Origin of the sequence: Mycobacterium sp. pR1184, from assembly GCF_041287235.1 — a bacterium.
Lineage (GTDB): Bacteria > Actinomycetota > Actinomycetes > Mycobacteriales > Mycobacteriaceae > Mycobacterium.
The window spans coordinates 128,733-148,666 of the sequence record NZ_JBGGKR010000003.1 but is presented as its reverse complement, the minus strand read 5'-3'; the positions used below and the strand labels follow the sequence as shown (position 1 = coordinate 148,666).

General features: G+C 66.0%; 6 protein-coding genes. 5 read left to right on the top strand and 1 reads right to left on the bottom strand.

The window, feature by feature from the left end; genetic code table 11:
* Position 1: 1 nt before the first annotated feature.
* Positions 2 to 11,008 (bottom strand): type I polyketide synthase, encoded by an 11,007-nt coding sequence (locus ACAG21_RS06535; RefSeq protein ID WP_370495153.1) that lies wholly within the window; start codon positions 11,006 to 11,008, stop codon positions 2 to 4.
* A gap of 301 nt (positions 11,009 to 11,309) precedes the next feature.
* Between ACAG21_RS06535 and ACAG21_RS06530 the strand changes: the two genes are divergently transcribed.
* The 5 genes from ACAG21_RS06530 to ACAG21_RS06510 all read left to right on the top strand — a co-directional run bounded on the left by ACAG21_RS06530 (position 11,310) and on the right by ACAG21_RS06510 (position 19,912).
* Positions 11,310 to 12,731: a condensation domain-containing protein gene (locus ACAG21_RS06530; RefSeq protein ID WP_370495152.1), complete on the top strand. Its 1,422-nt coding sequence runs from the start codon at positions 11,310 to 11,312 to the stop codon at positions 12,729 to 12,731.
* Between the two features lie 141 nt (positions 12,732 to 12,872).
* Entirely contained in the window at positions 12,873 to 15,860 is a 2,988-nt protein-coding gene (locus ACAG21_RS06525) for an RND family transporter (RefSeq protein ID WP_370495151.1), read from the top strand.
* A 57-nt stretch (positions 15,861 to 15,917) separates the two neighbouring features.
* The gene (pe, locus tag ACAG21_RS06520; protein ID WP_370495150.1) at positions 15,918 to 17,033 is read left to right on the top strand and encodes an acyltransferase PE; all 1,116 of its coding nucleotides are present in this window, start codon (positions 15,918 to 15,920) and stop codon (positions 17,031 to 17,033) included.
* 10 nt (positions 17,034 to 17,043) lie between these two features.
* Positions 17,044 to 18,783, top strand: coding sequence for an AMP-binding protein (locus ACAG21_RS06515; protein ID WP_370495149.1), 1,740 nt, complete (start codon positions 17,044 to 17,046; stop codon positions 18,781 to 18,783).
* 70 nt (positions 18,784 to 18,853) lie between these two features.
* The gene (locus ACAG21_RS06510; RefSeq protein WP_370495148.1) at positions 18,854 to 19,912 is read left to right on the top strand and encodes a dihydrodipicolinate reductase; all 1,059 of its coding nucleotides are present in this window, start codon (positions 18,854 to 18,856) and stop codon (positions 19,910 to 19,912) included.
* Positions 19,913 to 19,934 lie beyond the last annotated feature (22 nt).

Below are 19,934 nucleotides of genomic sequence, written 5' to 3'. Positions count from 1 at the left end.
CTCAGCTCGCCTCTGACTCCGCGACCGGTTGCACGCTCGACTCCGCCGCGTCCGGTTCCGTGCCCGACTCCGCTTGTCCCGCCGGCGATTCCGCGTCGGGCAGCTGAGCCACCAGGTACTCTGCGAGACCGCCGATGGTCGGATAGTCGAAAACCGCGGTGGCGTTGATCGTGAACTTGCCGCCGAACTGACTGTGCAATCTGTTGCGCAGTTCGATCGCCATCAGCGAATCCGTGCCCAGGTCCAGGAACCGACTGGTCGCCGCCGGCGGCTGCGCGAGCCGCAGGAAGTGCTGCACCTCGCGTTGCAGGAACTCGGTCACGAAGCCCGCACGCTGCGGCACGGGTATCTCCATCAGCTGCTTGAGCAGCTCGCTGTCACCGGTGACTTCCCCGACGGCACTGGGCAACACGAGGTCGAGAATCGGTGGGCGCGAACTGCCCAGCACCTTCGCGGCACGCTGCCAGTTGGCTTTGAGGACGGTGGCCTGGCCGGTCCCGTTCGCGACGACCTCGGCCAGCGCGCTCAGCGCAGCCGAGGGTTCCAGCGGAATCAGGCCTTGCGCAGTGATATTCGCGACGGCGGCCTCCGATGAGGCCATGCCGCCCTGGGCCCAGGGGCCGAAGTTGGCACCCGTGGCGGGCAGGCCTTGCGCCCTTCGTTGCGCGACCAAACCGTCGAGCAACGCGTTGGCCGTCGCGTAGTTGGACTGACCGGGTGACCCGAACAAACTGGACACCGAAGAGGACACGATGAAGAAGTCGAGCTCGTCGTCCTTCGTCAGCCTATCCAAGTGGAAGGCGCCGAAAGCCTTGGGCGCCAATGTTGTTCGGAATCGCTCTAGACTCTGCTCAGACAGCAGCGCGTCGTCGAGCACCCCGGCCAGATGCGCCACACCCGCGAGCGGTGGCAGTTCCGCGCGGATCCGCTCCAGCAGCTTCTCAACCTCGGACTCGTCGCTCACGTCGGCCGCGAAGACGTGGACGCGGCATTTGAAGCGCTCGGTGATCTCCTCGATTGCACGTTGTGCGTCCACATCGGGTTCGCGCCGGCTGGTCAACACGATGTCACCGGCACCGAGTTGGGCCAGATACGACGCCGTGTGCAGGCCGATGGCTCCAAGTCCGCCGGTGATCAGATAGCTTCGGTCTGGCCGTGGCGCAAGCGGATTCGGTATCTGCACGACGATCTTTCCGATGTGCCGGGCCTGCTGCATACGCCGGAACGCGGCCCTTGCTTCGGTCAGCGGGTAGATCTCGGCGGGCAATGGCGCCCACTCCCCCTTGCCCAGCCCTTCCGACACCTCGGTCAACAAGCCGCGAATACGCTCGGGCTCCTGGAAGGTCACCGTGTCCAGAGCCACGATCTCATAGGCGATGTCGGGGCGGACCTGCGCCATCTGCTCGGGCGTCCAGATGTCACGCTTGGCGATCTCGGCGAACCGGCCATTCTGCGCGGTGGCCCGCACGGTCGCTTCCAGGAATCCTTCGTTCGTCAGGCTGTTGAGCACAACGTCGACACCGGCACCGTCGGTGTCCGCGAGGATCTGATCGGCGAAATCCGTAGTGCGCGAGTCGTACACGTACTGCACACCCAGCTTGCGCAGCGTCGCGCGCTTGTAGGTGCTGGCCGTGGCGAAGACCGTGGCGCCGCACTGCTGTGCCATCTGGATCGCTGCCAGACCGACACCACCACTGGCCGCGTGGATGAGCACCCGATCGCCGGGCTGCACCTGCGCCCAGTCGAAAGCGAGCCGGACCGTTAACGCCGCAGCGGGAATCGTCGCCGCAGCCACCGCCCCCACCCCGTCGGGAATCGGCGCCAGCAATTGGGCCGGCACATTGAACCGGCTGGCGAACGCACCCTGCATGAAGCCGTAGACGCGCTGGCCCACCGCAAGACCGGTGACGCCGTCGCCCAATTGGGTGACCGTTCCGGCGAAGTCGCCGCCGATCGGGCCCGGATCACCGGGGTAGAGGCCAAGGACGTTGAGCACATCCCGGAAGTTGAGGCCGGCGGCCTCCACCCGGACTTGCACGTAGCCCTCGTCCGGTGCCGGTACCTCCGCCTCGGTCAGTCGCAGGTTGTCGATCGCGCCGCGTTCGGTGGGCGCCAGGATGTAGTCCGACGAGCGAGGCACCGTGAGATGACCGCTGCGCGACCATGGCAACAACCGAGACGCCAGCAGCTTGCCCTGTCGCAAAGCGAGCTCATGCTCCTCGAGGGACGAGCCTGGGGAGGCCAACAGACCGGCCAACGCTTGCACCGCTTCCTCGGATCCATCGCAGTCGACGAGCTTGCAGCGCAGAGCCGGTTCCTCGTTGATGGTGGTGCGCCCGAAGCCCCATAGCGCCGCCTGGACCGGATCAACCGGCTCACCGGATTCGGTGGCCACGCCCCGTTCGGTGGTAATCCACAGTCCGCCAGGAAGTTTCACCTCGCCACGTTGCACCGTGTGTACGGCGCTGAGCAGGTTGGCGATCTCGGTCTCGACCCGCGCCGCGCTCTCGGTACTCGACTCCGCTCCGGTTGAGGCGGCGCTGCGCCAGACGACTCCGGCGAACGGCAGACCACGCTCGTGGGCCTGTGCCAACAGCTCACCCAACAGCTCCGGATCAGTGTTGCGGTCGAAGGGAATGCAGCCCGCGACTTTGGCCGCCAGTTCTTCGAAGCCGGCGATCAGCCAGGTACCGCTGACACTGCCGTCGCTCGGCGCCGGCAGCGGCACCTCGTGCCAGCCCAGGGTGTAGAGCAGCCGAGTGGCATCGCCGCCAAGACCGCGCAGCAAGGCCTCGCGAGGTGCCCGTTTGACCGTGAACTCGCGAATTCCGCCCAGGTACCCGCCATCTCGGTCGAGGTACTCGAGGTCGAATACCTGGGTTTCGCTATCCAGCGCGCTGGCATGCCACTTCGCCCGGCAGTAGAACCGCCGCGGCATCTTCTCCCGCAGGGTCACCTGCCCGTACCGCAGCGGCAGGAACAGATCGTTGACACCCTGTTCGGCCGCGAGAAGTGCCGGGAACGCCGGGAAGGCGACGCCGGTGCACAGGTCCATCAGCACCGGGTGCATCGGCTCGGCGCCGAGTTGTTCGGCGAGCTCCTCGCCGACGACGATGTCGCCGATCGCCTCGCCGTCACCGAGCCACAGCGACTTCAGCGAACCCGACCACGTTGGGCCCCAAGACAATTCCAGGTCGGCGAAAGTCTCGAACAGCTCCTGCGGCCGCATCCGGTTCAACCGCTCGAGCGCTTCGTCGACCGGATCATCTGCGGATTCCGGCTCGCCGTCAGCGCCGGTGACTACCGTGCCTTCGGCGTTCAACGACCATTCGGCGCCGCGTTCACCGTACGGTCGGCTGTGTACCTGGAATTTCCACCCGTCGCCGTCCTCCTGCGGGTGCAACGTCAGCTGGACCTCACGAGAACTCTTCTCCGGCAAGATAATCGGCTCGTAGAAGAAGACATCCTTCGCCCGCGCCGGAGTACCGACCGCGGCCAGGGCCATCGCGGCATACGTCGCGCCGGGGACGACGACGGTGCCGTAGATGACATGGTCGGAAAGCCACGGCTGAGATTTGACCGACAACCTGCTGGTGTAGACGGAGTCACCGGAGGCGAGATCTTTTGCACTACCCAGGATTCCGGACATCGCCGGTCCGTCTATGGCGATTCCGGACGACTTGGGCCAGAACCGGCGGCGCTGGAACGGATAGGTGGGCAATTCGAGTCGGCGACCGATCTGACGATGCAGCGCAGCGAAATCGGGGCGGTGACCGCCGACGTACGCCGCGGCCAGCGCATCAGCGATCTGGCGCCGGTCGGCCACGCCCTTGCGCAGCGAGACGATCGCGCGCGGCGCGGCCAGGTGCTCCGGCCAGACCTGCACCGCAGCGGCGGTCAACACCGGTTGCGGGCCGATCTCCATCACCACCGAGCAGCCGAGCGCCGCCACGGTGCGCACGCTTTCGGCGAACTGCACCGGCTGGCGGGAGTGCCGCCGCCAGTACTGGGCATCGAGTGGGGTCTGGGCCGTGAGCACGGCGCCGGTGCGGTTGCAGACCAACGGCAACGTCGGTGCGGCAAAATCGAATTGCGCTGCATACGACTCGAATTCGTCGAGCACCGGATCCAGCAGTTCGGAGTGGAAGGCGTGGCTGGTGTCCAACCAGGTGCAGCGGACCCCCTCGTCACTGAACGTAGCGACGATCTGTTCGAGATCGTTGCCCGGACCCGAGAGCACCGTGTTGGGTCCGTTGTAGGCGCCGACCGACACACGCGGGAACTCACCGGCGATCTGCTCGACCTGCTTGGCGTCGGCGAACACGGCCACCATTCGCCCGCCTTCGGGCAAACTGCCGAACATCCGGCCGCGTTCGGCCATCAGCCGTGCGCCGTCCTCGAGGCTGAATACGCCGGCCACGCAGGCCGCCGCGTACTGGCCCACGCTATGCCCCAGCACCACGTCAGGCTCGATGCCCCAGGACTGCCATAACCTCGCCAGGCCCATCTCGATGGCGAACAGCGCCGGCTGGGCGAACGACGTGTGCCGCACCGCTTCTCCGGCTTCCCGATCCGCGGCGAACAGCACCTCCAGCAAGGGGCGCGCCAGCATGTTCTCGACCGCGTCGGCACACCGTCTCACGGTGTCAGCGAAAACCGGCTCGGTGTCGAACAATTCACGCGCCATCCCGGGATACTGGCTGCCTTGCCCGGTGAACAACCACGCCGTCGTCGGGTGGTGAGCGTGCTCACCACGGACCACGCCGGGCCGCAAGCGGTTCTCGGCCAATTCGGCCAGGCCCGCACGCGCGCCCTCGATCGAATCGACGACCAGCGCGGCGCGGTGCTCGAAATGCGAACGACCGGTGCCAGCGGTGAGGCACACCTCGGCGAGATCCACCTCCGGGTGTGCGCTCAGCCAAGCGTCATAGCGTTGCGCCAACGCCACCAGCGCTTCCGGTGATCGGGCGGACAGCGCGAGCACATTGACCTCGCCGGTGTCGACGGCCGCGGCATCGTCTGCCGAGTCCGACGGATCCTCGGCGGGTGATCCCGTGCGGGCCGGCGCCTCCTCGATCAACACGTGTGCGTTGGTGCCGGTGAACCCGAAGGAGCTCACACCGGCGCGCCGCGGCCTGCCGTTGGCCTGCCACGGGGTCGACTCGCCCACCACCCGCACCGGCAGCGAGTCCCATGGGATGTGCGGCGACGGTGTGTCGAAATGCAGGCTCTGCGGCAGCAATTCGTGCTGAAGCGACAGCACGACCTTGATCAGACCCGCCGCGCCCGATGCCGACTCGGTGTGCCCGATATTGGTCTTCACCGATCCCATCAGCAACGGCCGGTCCGCGCTGCGCGAGTCCCCGTACACGGCCGCGGCCGCCTGCACCTCGATCGGATCGCCCAGCGGGGTACCGGTTCCGTGTGCCTCGAGGTAGTCGACATCCCCGCCCGCCAGACCGGCGCGGCTCAGCGCCACCCCGATGAGCCGTTGCTGCGCACCGCCATTGGGCACCGTCAGACCACTCGAAGCGCCATCGGAGTTGACCGCGCTGCCGGGAATGACGGCGAGGACCCGATCGCCGTCGCGCTCCGCGTCGCTGAGCCTCTTGAGCACCAGGATTCCGCAGCCTTCACTGCGCACGTAGCCGTCGGCGGAGGCATCGAAGGTCTTGCATCGACCGACCGGCGACAGCATCCGGGCGCGCGAGGCCGCAATCACCGTCACCGGGGAAAGCAGCACGTTCACGCCGCCGGCCAACGCCAGGTCGCAGTCACCGGCATGCAATGCCTGGCACGCCTGATGCACGGCCACCAGGGCCGAACTGCATGCGGTATCGACCGCCACCGCCGGCCCTTCGAGCCCGAGCGCGAAGGCGACCCGGCCGGCAATGGCATTGAGCGCATTGCCGGTGATGAAGTACGGCTCGATCTTGTCGATCGGCTCCGCGGACAGCAGGTGCGCATACTCGTTGGCTGCCACCCCCGCGAAGACGCCGGTTCGGCTGCCGCGTAACGCACCCGGCGCGTACCCGGCGCGTTCCAGCCCCTCCCATACGGTTTCGAGCATCAGCCGCTGCTGCGGTTCGATCCATACCGCCTCGCGCGGTGAGATGCCGAAGAATTCCGGATCGAATCCGTCGATCTCGTCGAGGAAGCCGCCGAAGCGCGTGTAGGTCTTGCCCGGCATCTCGGGGTCCGGGTCGTAGAACTCGTCGATGTCGAAGCGGTCCTCCGGGACTTCCCGGATCGCATCGCCGCCGCTGGACAGCAGCTCCCAGAACGCCTCCGGGTCGGGCGCGCCGGGGAACCGGCACGACACCGCCACGATCGCGATCGGTTCGTCGGTGCGCGTCGTCACCGCCGCCACCGGCCGCGGCGCCGCCTGCGCACTGAGCTCGAGAACATCGCCGAGCAGATAGTCGGCCACGTCGGACAACCGCGGGTGATCCATCACCAGGGTGATGGGGATCTCCCGGCCCACTGCGTTCTCGATGCGGCGCCGCAGTTCGACGGCCATCAGTGAGTCCATGCCGAGGTCGAAGAAACCCGCGTCCTCGCGGATCTCCGCGACATCGACCCGCGTCACCTCGGCGACCGCGTCACGCAGGTGATCGGTGAGCAGCCGCTTACGTTGCTGCACTGGGGCGTTGGTCAGTTGCTCCACGAGCTGGGTCTTCCCCGACGGCGTCACGGGTGGCACCGCATCGGGCACCTCGCGCTCCAATTCCGTCAGGAACGCCCGTCGACCGGCCTGCTCGTAGAGCGGCAGGAAGCGGGCCCAGTCGATCCGGGCCACCACGCCCTGAGCCGACGACGACGCGGCGGCATCGGCCAGCCCCGCCAGCGCATCGGCGGGTGACAGCGTACGGATCCCGCGCTTATCCAGTCGCGAACGGGACTCCGCGTCGGCCATACCCGCCGACCAGGGACCGAAATTGACGCTTGTCCCCGAGACGCCTCGTTCGCGCAAGCGCCAGGCCAGGCCGTCCAGGAATGCGTTGGCAGCGCCGTAGGCGGTCTGACCGTATCCGCCCCACACCGACGCGATCGAGGACGTGCTGAGGAAGAAGTCAAGCCGCAAGTCAGCCGCTGCCTCGCTCAGATGCCAAGCACCCCAGACTTTCCCGGCGAAGACGCGATCGACTTCGGCGTCATCGAGGTCGCTCAGCGGCGTGGTGCCGATCTCACCGGCGGCGTGCACGATGCCGGCCAACGGCGGCTGCAGACCGGCCAACAGCCGGGTGACGTCGTGCGCATCGGCGACATCGGCGGCGATGGCCCGAATCTCGCAGCCATGCTGGGCGGCCAGTGCGTCGACGCGCTTTTGTGCGGCTTCGCCGGGCGAACGACGGCTGGTCAGGACAAGATGCTTGGCGCCCTGGGCGGCCAGGTAGCCGGCGATTTCCAGTCCGATCGACCCCAGCCCGCCCGTCACTAAATACGTTGCCTCAGAACGTATTTCCAGCGGACTTCCGCTAGGTCGTCCCTCCCGTCGAACCAGCCGCGGTACGTAAACGGTCTGACCGCGCAGCGCCACTTGATCTTCACGCGACGCGCCGTCGTGCGACGTCGAGATCCGGCAGATGAAGCGAGCCCACTCGTCGGCGGTGCCGTCGGCCAGATCCGCCAGTCCGCCCCACAGCTGCGGATGTTCCAGCGACGCGGCACGCCCGAATCCCCACAGCGCGCTCTGCTCCGGCGCCACACTGTCCCCGTCAGTGACCCGCTGCGCGCCGCGCGTTACCAGCCAGATCGGGGTGCGCAGGTCGGCGGCGACCGCGGCGCGGAAAAGCCGCCGCGTTCCGCCCAGGATCCGGTGTTGCATCCGCAACAGTGACTGCATCGACGGCGCGGCCTTCCCATCGAGGTCCACGTCCACCGCCGCGACGCTCACAATGCGCAGCGCCGAATCCGCTGCCGCCGCGACGCGCAACGCATCGGCAAGCTGATCCTCGTCGGCGTCGGACATCGGCAACCCGAGGAACCGATACCGCTGTCCGCGTGCGACGAGTTCGTCGACCAACGGCTGCAGCGCCGCAGAATCCTCGCCGATCAGCAGCAGTCCCTCGCCGGCTTGTGCGCGGGCAGGCGCAGCAGTTGCTTTCTCCCACCGGATCTCGTAGCGATCGCTGGCGATAGACCGGGTCGTCTGTTCTTGATTATGTTGTGCCGCAAGCTTGGTCAGCACGCGCATGTTTTGAGGGTCGTCGCCGTCGGCGTCGAGCAGGGCCGCGAGTTCCTCGATCCGGCCGTCCTCGAGCAGACGGACGGCTTCGGTACGTGGGCCGCCGGTCCGCTGTTGTTGGTCGGGGCGCTCACGATCGTCCCGGAACCAGTACTGGCGACGCTCGAACGGATAGGTGGGCAGGTCCAGTTTGCGGGCCTGCGCCTGCCGCAAGGCACCGAATTCGGGCAGGTGGCCCAACACGTACGCCTCGGCAACGGCTTCGCTGACCTGTCGGTGGTCGGCGGTGTTGCGCCGCAGCGATGCGATCGCCCGCGGTGCGGTGGCCGGGTCGGGCCAGCAGCTCAGCGCCGCGGCGGTGAGCACCGGCCGAGGGCCGACCTCGAGCAATACCTTGCAATTGAGCCCGGCGAGGGTGTGCACGCTCTTGGCGAATTGCACTGGTTGGCGTGCGTGCCGGCGCCAGTAGGCACCGTCGAGCTTCACGCTGCGGCCCAGCGCGGCGCCGGTTCGGTTGTCAATCAATATCCGTTGTGGTGCACCGTAATCGAACCGATCTGCAAACAACTCGAACTCGTCCAGAATCGGGTCCAGCAGCGCCGAGTGGAACGCGTGGCTGGTTTCCAGCCAGTCGCACCGCACACCGTCGGCGGCCAGTCCCGCAATCGCCCGCTCCAAATCCTCCGCGGGCCCGGACAATACGGTGTTGGCGCCGTTGTAGGCGGCGACCGACAGGCTCGGGAAGTCATTGGTCAGGTTCTCGACGCGCTCGACGGTGGTGAACACCGCGACCATCCGGCCACCCGCGGGCAAGCTGGCGAAGAGGCGGCCGCGTTCGGCCATCAACACCGCGCCATCCTCGAGACCGAGGACGCCCGCGACGCAGGCCGCCGAATACTGGCCGACGCTGTGGCCCAGCACGATATCCGGCTCGAAGCCCCACGACTGCCACAGGCGGGCCAGGCCCATCTCCACCGCGAACAAGGCGGGTTGTGCGTAAGAGGTCTGCCGCAGTGTCGCTTCGCCATCGGGGCCGTCGATATCGAAAACAACGTCCAGTAGCGGCTTTTCGAGAATCGAAGCGACCGCTGCCGCGCAGCGATTCAGCGTCTCGGCGAACACCGGCTCGGTGTCGAACAACTCCCGGGCCATGCCGGGGTATTGGCTGCCCTGCCCGGTGAACAACCACGCGGTCTTCGGGGTGTCATGGGATTCGCCGCGGAACAAGCCGGGCGCCGGCCGGTCGTCGGCGAGTGCGCCGAGGAGCTCCATTGCGGATTCTCGCGAGTTGACCACCAACGCGGCGCGGTGCTCCAAGTGTGCTCGCCCCGTGCCTGCGGTGAAGCACACGTCGGCCAGGGATGCCTGCGGGTGGCTGCTCAACCAGCTCCGGTATTCGCCGGCGACCCGCGCCAATGCGGCGGGCGTTCGGGCCGAGAGCGGAAGAATGCTGAACCGTCGGTCCCCGGGTTGCTCGATCGGAACCGGCGCGGCGAGGGGCGCTGGCGCTTCGGAAAGAATGACGTGAGCGTTTGTCCCCGCGAATCCAAAAGAGCTGACCCCGGCAATGCGCGGGCGACCGTTGCGTTCCCAGGCGGTGGCCTCGTCGACCACCCGCACCGCGAGGCGCTCCCAGGGAATGTGCGGCGAGGGGTTCTCGAAGTGGAGGTGCTGCGGCAACAACTCGTTCTCGAGCGAGAGAATGACTTTGATCACACCCGCGATACCCGCGGCCGCTTCCAGGTGACCGATGTTGGTCTTCACCGAACCCATCAGCAGCGGTTGGCTGGGTTCGCGTCCGGCGCCGAGCACCTCACCGGCGGCCTGGGCCTCGATGGGGTCGCCCAGCGACGTCCCGGTGCCGTGCGCTTCCAAGTACTCGACGTCGCGGGGTTGGAGGTCGGCGCGCTTCAACGCCTCGGCGATGACCCGTTGCTGGGCAACGCCGTTCGGCACCGTCAATCCACCCGATGCGCCGTCCTGGTTGATCGCGCTGCCGCGGATCACGGCCCGAATCCGGTCGCCGTCGCGAATCGCGTCGTCCAGGCGCTTGATCACGATGACGCCGCATCCCTCGCCCCGCACATAGCCGTCGGCGGCCGCGTCGAATGTTTTGCACCGGCCGTCCGGAGCGAGCATGTGGGCGCTGGAGAACGTAATCATGGTTGCCGGTGTGAGCAGGACGTTCGCACCCCCGGCCAGCGCGAGGTCGCATTCGCCGAGACGAAGCGCTTGGCAGGCCTGATGGATCGCCACCAGTGACGAGCTGCACGCCGTGTCGACGGCGACCGCGGGACCCTGCAGCCCCAGTCGATAGCTGATCCGGCCCGCCGCGGCGGCATTCGATGTACCGATGGCCATGTAGGCCTCGATCTCGGGGTACGTCAGCTCATCGGACGCCATTCCGAGGTAGTCGTGGGTAGCCAGACCGACGAAGACGCCAGTGTTGCTGTTGGCCAGGGCCGTTGGCGCAGTGCCCGAATGCTCCACCGCGCGCCACGCCGTCTCCAGCAAGATCCGGTGTTGAGGGTCCATCAATCTGACCTCGCGTGCCGACATACCGAAAAACGGTGCGTCGAAGCCCGTCACGTCGTCGACGAATCCGGCACGACGGGTCACAACCTTGCCTGGTGCGCCCGGTTCCGGGTCGAAGAATTCGTCGACGTCCCAGCGGTCCGGCGGCACCTCGGATACCGCATCCCGGCCTTGCCGCAACACATCCCAGAACTCGTCCGCATCCGCGGCACCCGGAAAACGAGCGGCGTAGCCGATGATCGCAAAACCCGAAGCCGGCTCGTCCAGTTTTTCGACGGATGCCATTCCGTGACCTCCCCTGCGTTGGCGGATGAAGACTGGATCCCCACGGGCGGTTCACGCTTCAGAGTCATTTTCCGAAGGCCAGCACTGCAATCGCAGCACCCCCACCGCGCAACGACAGCCACTGTGTCCGCCGCTCTGCGTCTTCCGCCCGGCCGTTCGATCGCCACAACCGCACGCCGGATCCGTCAGTGAGTGTAGGCCGTGGACCACGCGTGTCTGCGGAGGCGATCGCCCGGCGGGTTATCTTGGTGGCGCCGCCAGTGGCCGGACCGGGACCGTTTACTCCGAGGGGGACGTAGTTTTGCGCATCGGGAAAATTACGATCGGCGCGCTCGATGATTGGACGCTGACCCCGGGCTCCGTCACCTCGTGGCACCCGACGGATGCGGCAAAAGACAAGGTCCGACAAGCGCCGGTCAGCTCCGTGCCGGTCAGTTACATGCAGCGTCAGCACCTTCGGAACTACTGTGAACGGACGGCCGCGGGGCTGAACTTCTCCCGCCAGATCATCGCGACCTGTGAGTTGGCTGGGACTTGTGATGTCGCGGCGATGAACCACGCCGTCAACTCCTATCTGCGGCGACACGACACGTTCCGCAGTTGGTTCGCGCACACCGACACCGGTGAGTTCGTCCGGCATACCCTGCGCGATCCCGCCGATATCGAGTTCGCGCCAATCGACCACGGCCAGATGACTGTTGACGAGATACACGCCCATGTCGTGGCGATACCAAATCCGCTGGAATGGGCCTGTTTCACTTTCGGGATCATCCAGAACGAGAGCCATTTCACATTTTTTGCCGCCATGGATCACGTGCACGGGGATGCGACGCTGATCGGCACCACGATGATGGAAGCCAACGGCATGTATTCGGCGTTGAGCAGCGGCAGCGAGGCGCTGGCCCTTCCCGATGCCGGTAGCTTCGACGAATTCTGCATCCGCGAACGCGAGTACACCTCGACGTTGACCGTCGATTCGCCCGAGGTGCGCGCGTGGATCGACTTCGCCGACAACAACAATGGCGGTTTCCCCGAATTCCCGCTCCCTCTGGGCAACCCGTTGGAGTCCAGTCGCAGTCAGATGACCTCCGAACTTCTGATGGACGTGGCCCAAACGGAGCGATTCGAATCCGCCTGCACCGCCGCCGGTGCGCGCTTCGTCGGTGGCCTGTTCGCCTGCTTCGCCCTGATCGAGCATGAATTCACCGGCGCCCTGACGTATTACGGGCTCACGCCTAGAGATTCGCGCACCGCCGCGGACAATTTCATGACACAGGGTTGGTTTACCGGATTGATTCCGATCACCGTGCCGATCGCGGCCGCTTCTTTCGGCGATGCGGCTTGGGCAGCTCAGGCCTCTTTCGATTCCGGTCTGGACATGGCGAAGGTGCCTTACTACCGCGTACTGGAATTGGCGCCGTGGCTGCGCTGGCCGCAGCCGAACTTTCCGGTGTCGAATTTCTTTCATGGCGGCGCCGCTCCACTCAATGCGATCCTCGCGGCGGCCGATCTGGGCCTCGCCGACAATATCGGGATCTATCCCGACGGCCGGTACTCGTATCAGCTGACCATTTATGTATTCCGCTACGGCGAGGGGACCGTCATGGCGATCATGCACCCCGACAATCCGGTCGCCCTGAAATCAGTCACCCGCTACATGGCGGCTATGAAGTCCGTGTGCGGCCGGGTCGCTGGCAGTGGGCATTGGGGGCGCGTCGCGTAGCGTGGGTCCATCCGAGGCTAGGGCTTTTCTCAAGTGCGCGAACTGCGGTCGCGCACGGTATGAACGAGCGCGGCGTGGCAGCGCGTCGGCGAGCGTCGCCGGCGGGCGCGCCCGACCGCGCCGACCGGGGGCGAGGGCGATATGCGACGGCTGACCGATTTTGTGGTGCGCTGGCCCTGGATAGTGATCGGGCTCTGGGTCGCGACTGCGGTCGCTCTAGCGGTGACTTTGCCCTCGCTGGGGGAGATGGCCCAGAAGCATCCACTTGCACTCTTGCCCAGTGATGCGCCATCGAGCGTGACCGCCCGCGAGATGACCAAGGCGTTCCACGAATCAGGTTCAGAGGACCTGCTGCTGGTGGTCCTGACCGACGACAAGGGGCTCGGACCCGCCGACGAAACCGCGTACCGCTCCTTGGTGGACACGCTGCGCCACGACACGCGAGACGTCGTGATGGTGCAGGATTTCATCAGCTCCCCGCCGCTGCGCTCGGTGGTGACCAGCAAGGACCACAAGGCATGGGTGCTACCGGTCGGCGTCGCCGGCGAGCTGGGCACGCCACAGTCCTACGCCGCGTTCAACCGGATCAGCGACCTGGTCAAACACTCCGTCGCCGGAACGCCTTTGACCGTCAACCTCACCGGCCCCGCGGCGACCGTCGCCGACCTCACGGTCGCCGGCGACAAGGACCGGCTTCCCATCGAGCTGGCGATCGCCGTCCTGGTGCTGATCGTCCTGCTGGTGATTTATCGCAGTGCCGTCACCATGCTGCTGCCGTTGCTGACGATCGGGATATCGCTGGTCATCGCGCAGGCGGTGGTGGCGGCTTATTCCCTATTCACCGGAGCCGGCGTCTCGAATCAGTCCATCGTATTTCTGAGCGCCATAATGGCGGGCGCCGGAACCGATTACGCGGTCTTCCTGATCAGTCGCTATCACGATTATCTGCGCTCGGGGGCGAATTCCGATCAGGCGATCAAACGCGCGATGATTTCGATCGGCAAAGTCATCGGCGCATCCGCCGCCACCGTGGGCATTACTTTTCTCCTGATCAGCTTCGCCCAAATGGGCGTGTTCAAGACGGTCGGCGCTTCGTCGGCGATCGGGGTCGGCGTGGCCTTCCTGGCCGCGGTGACATTGCTGCCGGCGATTCTGGTGATCGCGGGGCCGCGTGGCTGGGTCAAGCCGCGTCGCGAATTGACCGGCCGATTCTGGCGACGTTCGGGGATCCGCATCGTGCGCCGGCCCAGGGCCAACCTGGTCGCCAGTGTGCTGGTGCTGATCATCCTGGCCAGCTGCGCAGGGCTGGTGCGGTACAACTACGACGACCGCAAGGCCCTGCAGGCGTCCGCTCCGAGCTCCGCCGGGTATGCCGCGCTGGATCGTCATTTCCCGGTGAATCAATCCATCCCGGAGTACATCCTGATCCAATCGCCGCATGACCTTCGCACGCCGAAGGCCCTCGCGGACTTGGAGCAGATGGCAGACCGGGTCAGCCAACTGCCGAATATCGCTGCGGTCAGCGGCATTACGCGACCTACCGGAACCGTGCCCGAACAATTCCGGGCCACCTATCAGGCGGGCGCCATCGGCACCCTGCTGGCCGGCGGGTCCACCATGATCAACGACCACACCGGTGACCTCAACCGGCTGGTCGCCGGGAGCGGCACGCTGGCCAACAGCCTGACCGAGGTCCGCGGTCAGGTCGGCCAGCTCGCGGCCAGCTTGGAGGAACTGCAAAGTGCCTTCTCGTCGGCGAAAAGCCAGTACACCGGCGACGCGCTGGTCAAACAGGTCGACCTCGCAGCCCAGCTCGTCGATCACGTCAACTCGCTCAGCAATGCCATGGGCTGGAACTTCTCGGCGGCCAAGAACGTGTTCGCCTGGATCGGCCCGGTGCTGGCAGCCCTGCAGGGCAACCCGGTCTGCGACGCCGATCAATCGTGCAGCGCGACCCGCGGGACGTTCGAGCAGCTGGTGGGTTCCCGCGATCAAGCGGACCTCGACGCGATCAACGATCTGGCCCACCAACTGCAGGATTACCAGGACAAAAGAGCACTGAAGTCGTCGACGGACCGGGTGCGCGCCGCGTTGGGGAAGCTGACCAAGGTGATGCACTCGATGGGCATGGACAAACCCGGTGGCCTGCAAGCGAATTTGAACAGCGTGCAAGACGGCGCGAACCGCCTCGCCGGCGGCAGCCGGCAAATAGCCGACGCCGTGGCCCAGCTCGTCGATCAAGTCAAGCAGCTCGGTTCCGGGCTCGGCGAGTCCGCGGCATTTCTGTTGTCGCTGAAACGCGATGCGGCACAACCGGCCATGGCGGGATTCAATATCCCGCCACAGCTGCTGCAGCTAGAGGAGTTTCAGAAAGCGGCCAAGGTGTTCATTTCGCCGGACGGCCATTCGGTGCGGTATTTGGTTCAAACCAAACTGAATCCGTTCAGCACCGAAGCGATGGATCAGGTCACGGCGATCACCGCGGCCGCTCGCGGGGCGCAACCGAACACCGCGCTGTCCGACGCTACGGTTTCGATGGCGGGGTACACGGTCGGTTTGAAGGACACCCGCGACTACTACCAACACGACATCAGGTTCATCATCGCGGTAACCCTGCTCGTCGTACTGGTGACCTTGATCGCACTGCTTCGTGCGATCGTTGCGCCGCTGTATCTGGTTGCTTCCGTGGTCATTTCCTATTTGTCGGCGGTCGGTATCGGCGTACTGACCTTTCAATACCTGCTGGGCCAGCAATTGCATTGGAGCGTGCCGCCGCTGGCGTTCGTGGTGCTGGTCGCGGTCGGGGCCGACTACAACATGCTGCTCGTTTCGCGAATGCGTGAGGAGTCCGGACACAGCATGCGCTACAGCATCATTCGCACGCTCAGTTCGACAGGCGGCGTGATCACCGCCGCCGGCCTGATCTTCGCCGCGTCGATGTGCGGTCTGTTGTTCTCCAGCATCGGGACCGTCGTGCAGGGCGGTTTCGTGATCGGGGTGGGAATCTTGCTGGATACCTTCTTGGTGCGCACCGTCACGGTTCCCGCCATCGCTGCACTGCTTGGGCGCGCGAACTGGTGGCCATCGCGGGTGGGCGTGCGCCGACGCGCCGAGCCACAACCCGGTTAGGGGGTACGCATGATCTATGTGAGACTACGAGACGAATCCGAGCGGTCAGGATCTGGAATGAAGAAGCTACTCGCAGGAGTTTCAGCGCTGGTAACTGTCAGCGCCACAGGCTATTTCGGCGTGGCAACCGCCTCGGCTGACGACACGCCCATCGGCGGACCGCCGACTCCCGGCGCCCCGGGCGACCAGACCGCATTCGCACTCGGCGGTGCTCATGTGCTGGGTATCCCCTATGACGAATACATCCGTCAAGAGGGCGCGCAATGGTTCCCCGGGCAGCAGCGCGAAATCGTCCGCTACCCGGCGGGCCAGGTGCAGGGCCACGTGCTGGAGCGACTCTTCCCCGGCATCGGCCGCTTCGATGAACTATTCCCGGGCCTGGGTCTGGACGGTCCCAGCGTCGGCGAGTCGGTCGACGTCGGAGTGAACAACCTCGATGCGGCGATCCGCGCCGGGCGCCCCGGCACCGCGATCGGCTTGTCCGAGGGCGGGTTCGTGGTCGACGGCGAGCAGGCACGGCTGGCCAATGACCCGACCGCTCCCCCGCCGGACCGGCTGAACTTCGCCACCTTCGGCGACCCGATCGGGCGTCATGCCTTCGGTCAGAGCTTCCTGAGCGCCATGTTCCCGGTCGGCAGCACCGTCCCCGCTCTCGACTACACCATGCCGCCGCCGTACGAAAGTCAGTACGACACAAACAGGTTCGTGTCCGCGTACGACTCGATCGCGGACTTCCCTGACCGGCCCGACAACCTGTTCGCGCTCGCCAACACGCTGCTGGGCCTCGCTACCGGTCACACCGCGGTGGCCTTCACGAATCCGAGCATGGTGCCGCCACAGAACATCAGGACGACGATCAACTCCCGGGGCGCCAGGGACACGACGATCATGGTCCCGGAAAAGCATCTGCCGCTTGTGATGCCGCTGAAATACGTCGGGATCGACGAAGACACGCTCAACAAGCTCGACGCGATCCTGATCCCCCGCGTGAATGCCGGGTACTCGCGCAACGACGACCCGGCGACCGCTCCGGTTCAGGTTGACCCGGTGCACGGGTTCGACCCGGCCGAAGTCACGGCACCGGCCAACCAGGCCACCTTCGGCGGCGGCGCCGATCCGCTGTCTCAGATTCTCGCCGGTGCCACGTCCGTGTTGTCCCACGGCACCGGCTGACCACGCGCCGATGTCCGGATCATCGATTCTCGCCATGCTGCATGGGCGGGCCAGCCTGCGACCGCATGACGTGGCGTACACGTTCACCAGCTACGAGGGCAACCCCGACGGTGCACGCGAGAGCCTCACCTGGGCGCAGACCTCGCGCCGAACACTCAATGTCGCGCGCGATCTCGGCCTGCACGGGTCGGTCGGAGACAGGGCGGTCATCCTGGCTCCGCAGGGCCTCGACTACATCGCGGCGTTCTTGGGATCCATGCAGGCGGGGCTTATCGCCGTTCCACTTCCGCTGCCACATCGCGGCTCGAATCACGAGCGGGTGAGCGCGGTCCTCGCCGACACGTCGCCTTCGGTGGTTCTCACCACATCCGCCTTCGCCGAAGACGTCGCCGAATTCGTCGACCAAGCCCACCTGCACGATGTGCCGAAGATCATCGAAATCGATTCGCTGAATCTGGATGCAGACGTCGAAAGGAACACTCCGACAGCCGATTTGCCGAGCATCGCGTACTTGCAGTACAGCTCCGGTTCGACCCGGACGCCGACCGGCGTGATGATCTCGCACCGAAACCTCGAGGCCAACTTCGAGCAGCTGATGCACAGCTTCTTCGCGGCCGCGCGCATCACCATCCCGCCGGACCTCACCCTCGTGTCGTGGTTGCCCTTCTACCACGACATGGGTTTGGTGCTGGGAGTCTGCGCCCCGATCCTGAGCGGCCATCGTGCCGAGCTGACCAGTCCGGTCGGATTCTTGGAGCGACCGGCCAGGTGGGTCCGAGCGCTGGCCGAAAATCCGCACACCTGGTCGTCGGCGCCCAACTTCGCCTTCGACCTGGCCGCTCGCAAGACCACCGACCAAGACCTGGCCGGACTCGACCTCGGCGGTGTGCTGGGCATCATCAGCGGTGCCGAGCGTGTCGAGCCGGCCACCTTACGCCGCTTCGTAGATCGGTTCGCGCACTTCAACTTTCAAGACCACATGATGCGCCCGTCCTACGGCATGGCCGAGGCCACGGTCTTCGTCACCACCGGCACCTGGAGTGAATCCTCGCCGGCGGCCCACTTCGACGCCGAAGCGCTGGGCGCGGGCCGGGTTGAGCCCTGCCCGGCCAGGAAGGGCACGGCGCTGGTCAAATACCGGATACCGCACTCCCCTACGGTGCGCATCGTGGACGGTGAGACGAACCGGGAATGCCCACCGGAGCTGATCGGCGAGATCTGGGTGCATGGCGAGAATGTCGCCGACGGTTATTGGCGCAAGCCACCTTCCGAGCAGCGCTGCTTCGGCGCAACACTGGTCGACCCGTCGCCCGGCACGCCGGATGGGCCGTGGCTGCGAACCGGCGACCTGGGTTTCATCTACTCCGGTGAGCTGTTCATCGTCGGGCGCATCAAAGATCTGCTGATCATCCGCGGGCGCAATCACTATCCCGAGGACATCGAGACCACGGTCCAAGAGATCACCCGCGGCCGGGTCGCGGCGATTTCGGTTCCGACCGACGGTACCGAGCAACTGGTCACCATCGTCGAGCTCAAGAGGCGAGCCGACTTCGACGAGGATGCTAAGCGATGGCTCAGCGGGGTCAAGAGCGAGGTCACCTCCGCGATATCCAATGCACACGGTCTCAATGTCGGGGATCTCGTGCTGGTAGCTGCCGGGTCGATCCCCACCACGACGAGCGGCAAGATCCGCCGCGCCGCCTGCGTCGAGCAGTACCGCCAGGACCAATTCGTCCGGCTGGACGCCTAACACCCCGACCGGTACCCGGGTTGCCCGCTTCGCATAATGGTTCCACCCCCGCAGCGGCAAAGGAGCCACGATGAGCACAGCCAGTCCAGACCATCCGTTACGTGTCATTCAGTGGACGACAGGCAACATCGGGCGGCGCTCGCTGCACGCCATCATCGGCAGGCCCGACCTGGAACTGGTCGGGGTGTACGCGCACGGCGCGGACAAGGTCGGCGTCGATGCCGCCGAGCTCTGCGGCTGGCCGGAGCCGACCGGGATATCCGCCACCAACGACATCGACTCGCTGATCGCGCTGGGCGCCGACGCGTGTTGCTATAACCCGTTGTGGCCCAACATCGACGAATTGGTGCGGCTCCTGGAGTCAGGGGTCAACGTGTGCACCAGCGCGGCCTGGATCACCGGCGGCAAACAGACCCCGCAGGACCGCAAACGCATCGAAGATGCTTGCCAGAAAGGCCAATCGACGATCTTCGGCAGCGGCGCGCATCCCGGCATGACGAACATGGTCGGCATGGTGCTCTCGGCCTCCTGCGAGCGCGTGGACGAAATCCGGATCACCGAATCGGTGGACTGCTCGACCTACGAATCCGCCGAAACCCAGACGGCGATGGGGTTCTCACAAGACCCCGACACGCCGGGGCTGGCCGAGAACGTCCGTCGGGAAAGCGAAGTGTTCGCCGAGTCGGCGGCGATGATGGCCGACGCGATCGGCGCCAAGCTGGACAAGATGACCTTCGACGTCACGTTCACCGCGGCCACCGGCGACTCCGATCTGGGCTTCATGAAGATCCCCGCCGGCACGGTCGGCGGTGTGTACGGCTTCCACCGCGGCTGGGAAGGCGACCGCAACGTCGTCAGCGTCGGATTCAACTGGACCATGGGTAACCACGTTGTCCCGCCCAAGCCGCTGGAGCACGGCCACGTCATTCAGGTCTTCGGCATGCCCAACATGCGCACCGTCCTGCATTGCCTGCCGCCGAAGGATTGGACCGAGCCCGGGTTCATGGGGCTCGGCATGATCTATACCGCGATGCCGGTCACCAACGCGGTCCCTGCGGTGGTGGCCGCCAGGCCCGGAATCGTCACCCTCGCCGACTTGCCGCCGGTGACCGGCCGCCTGGCGCGCTAACCATATGACTTTGGCCATAGAC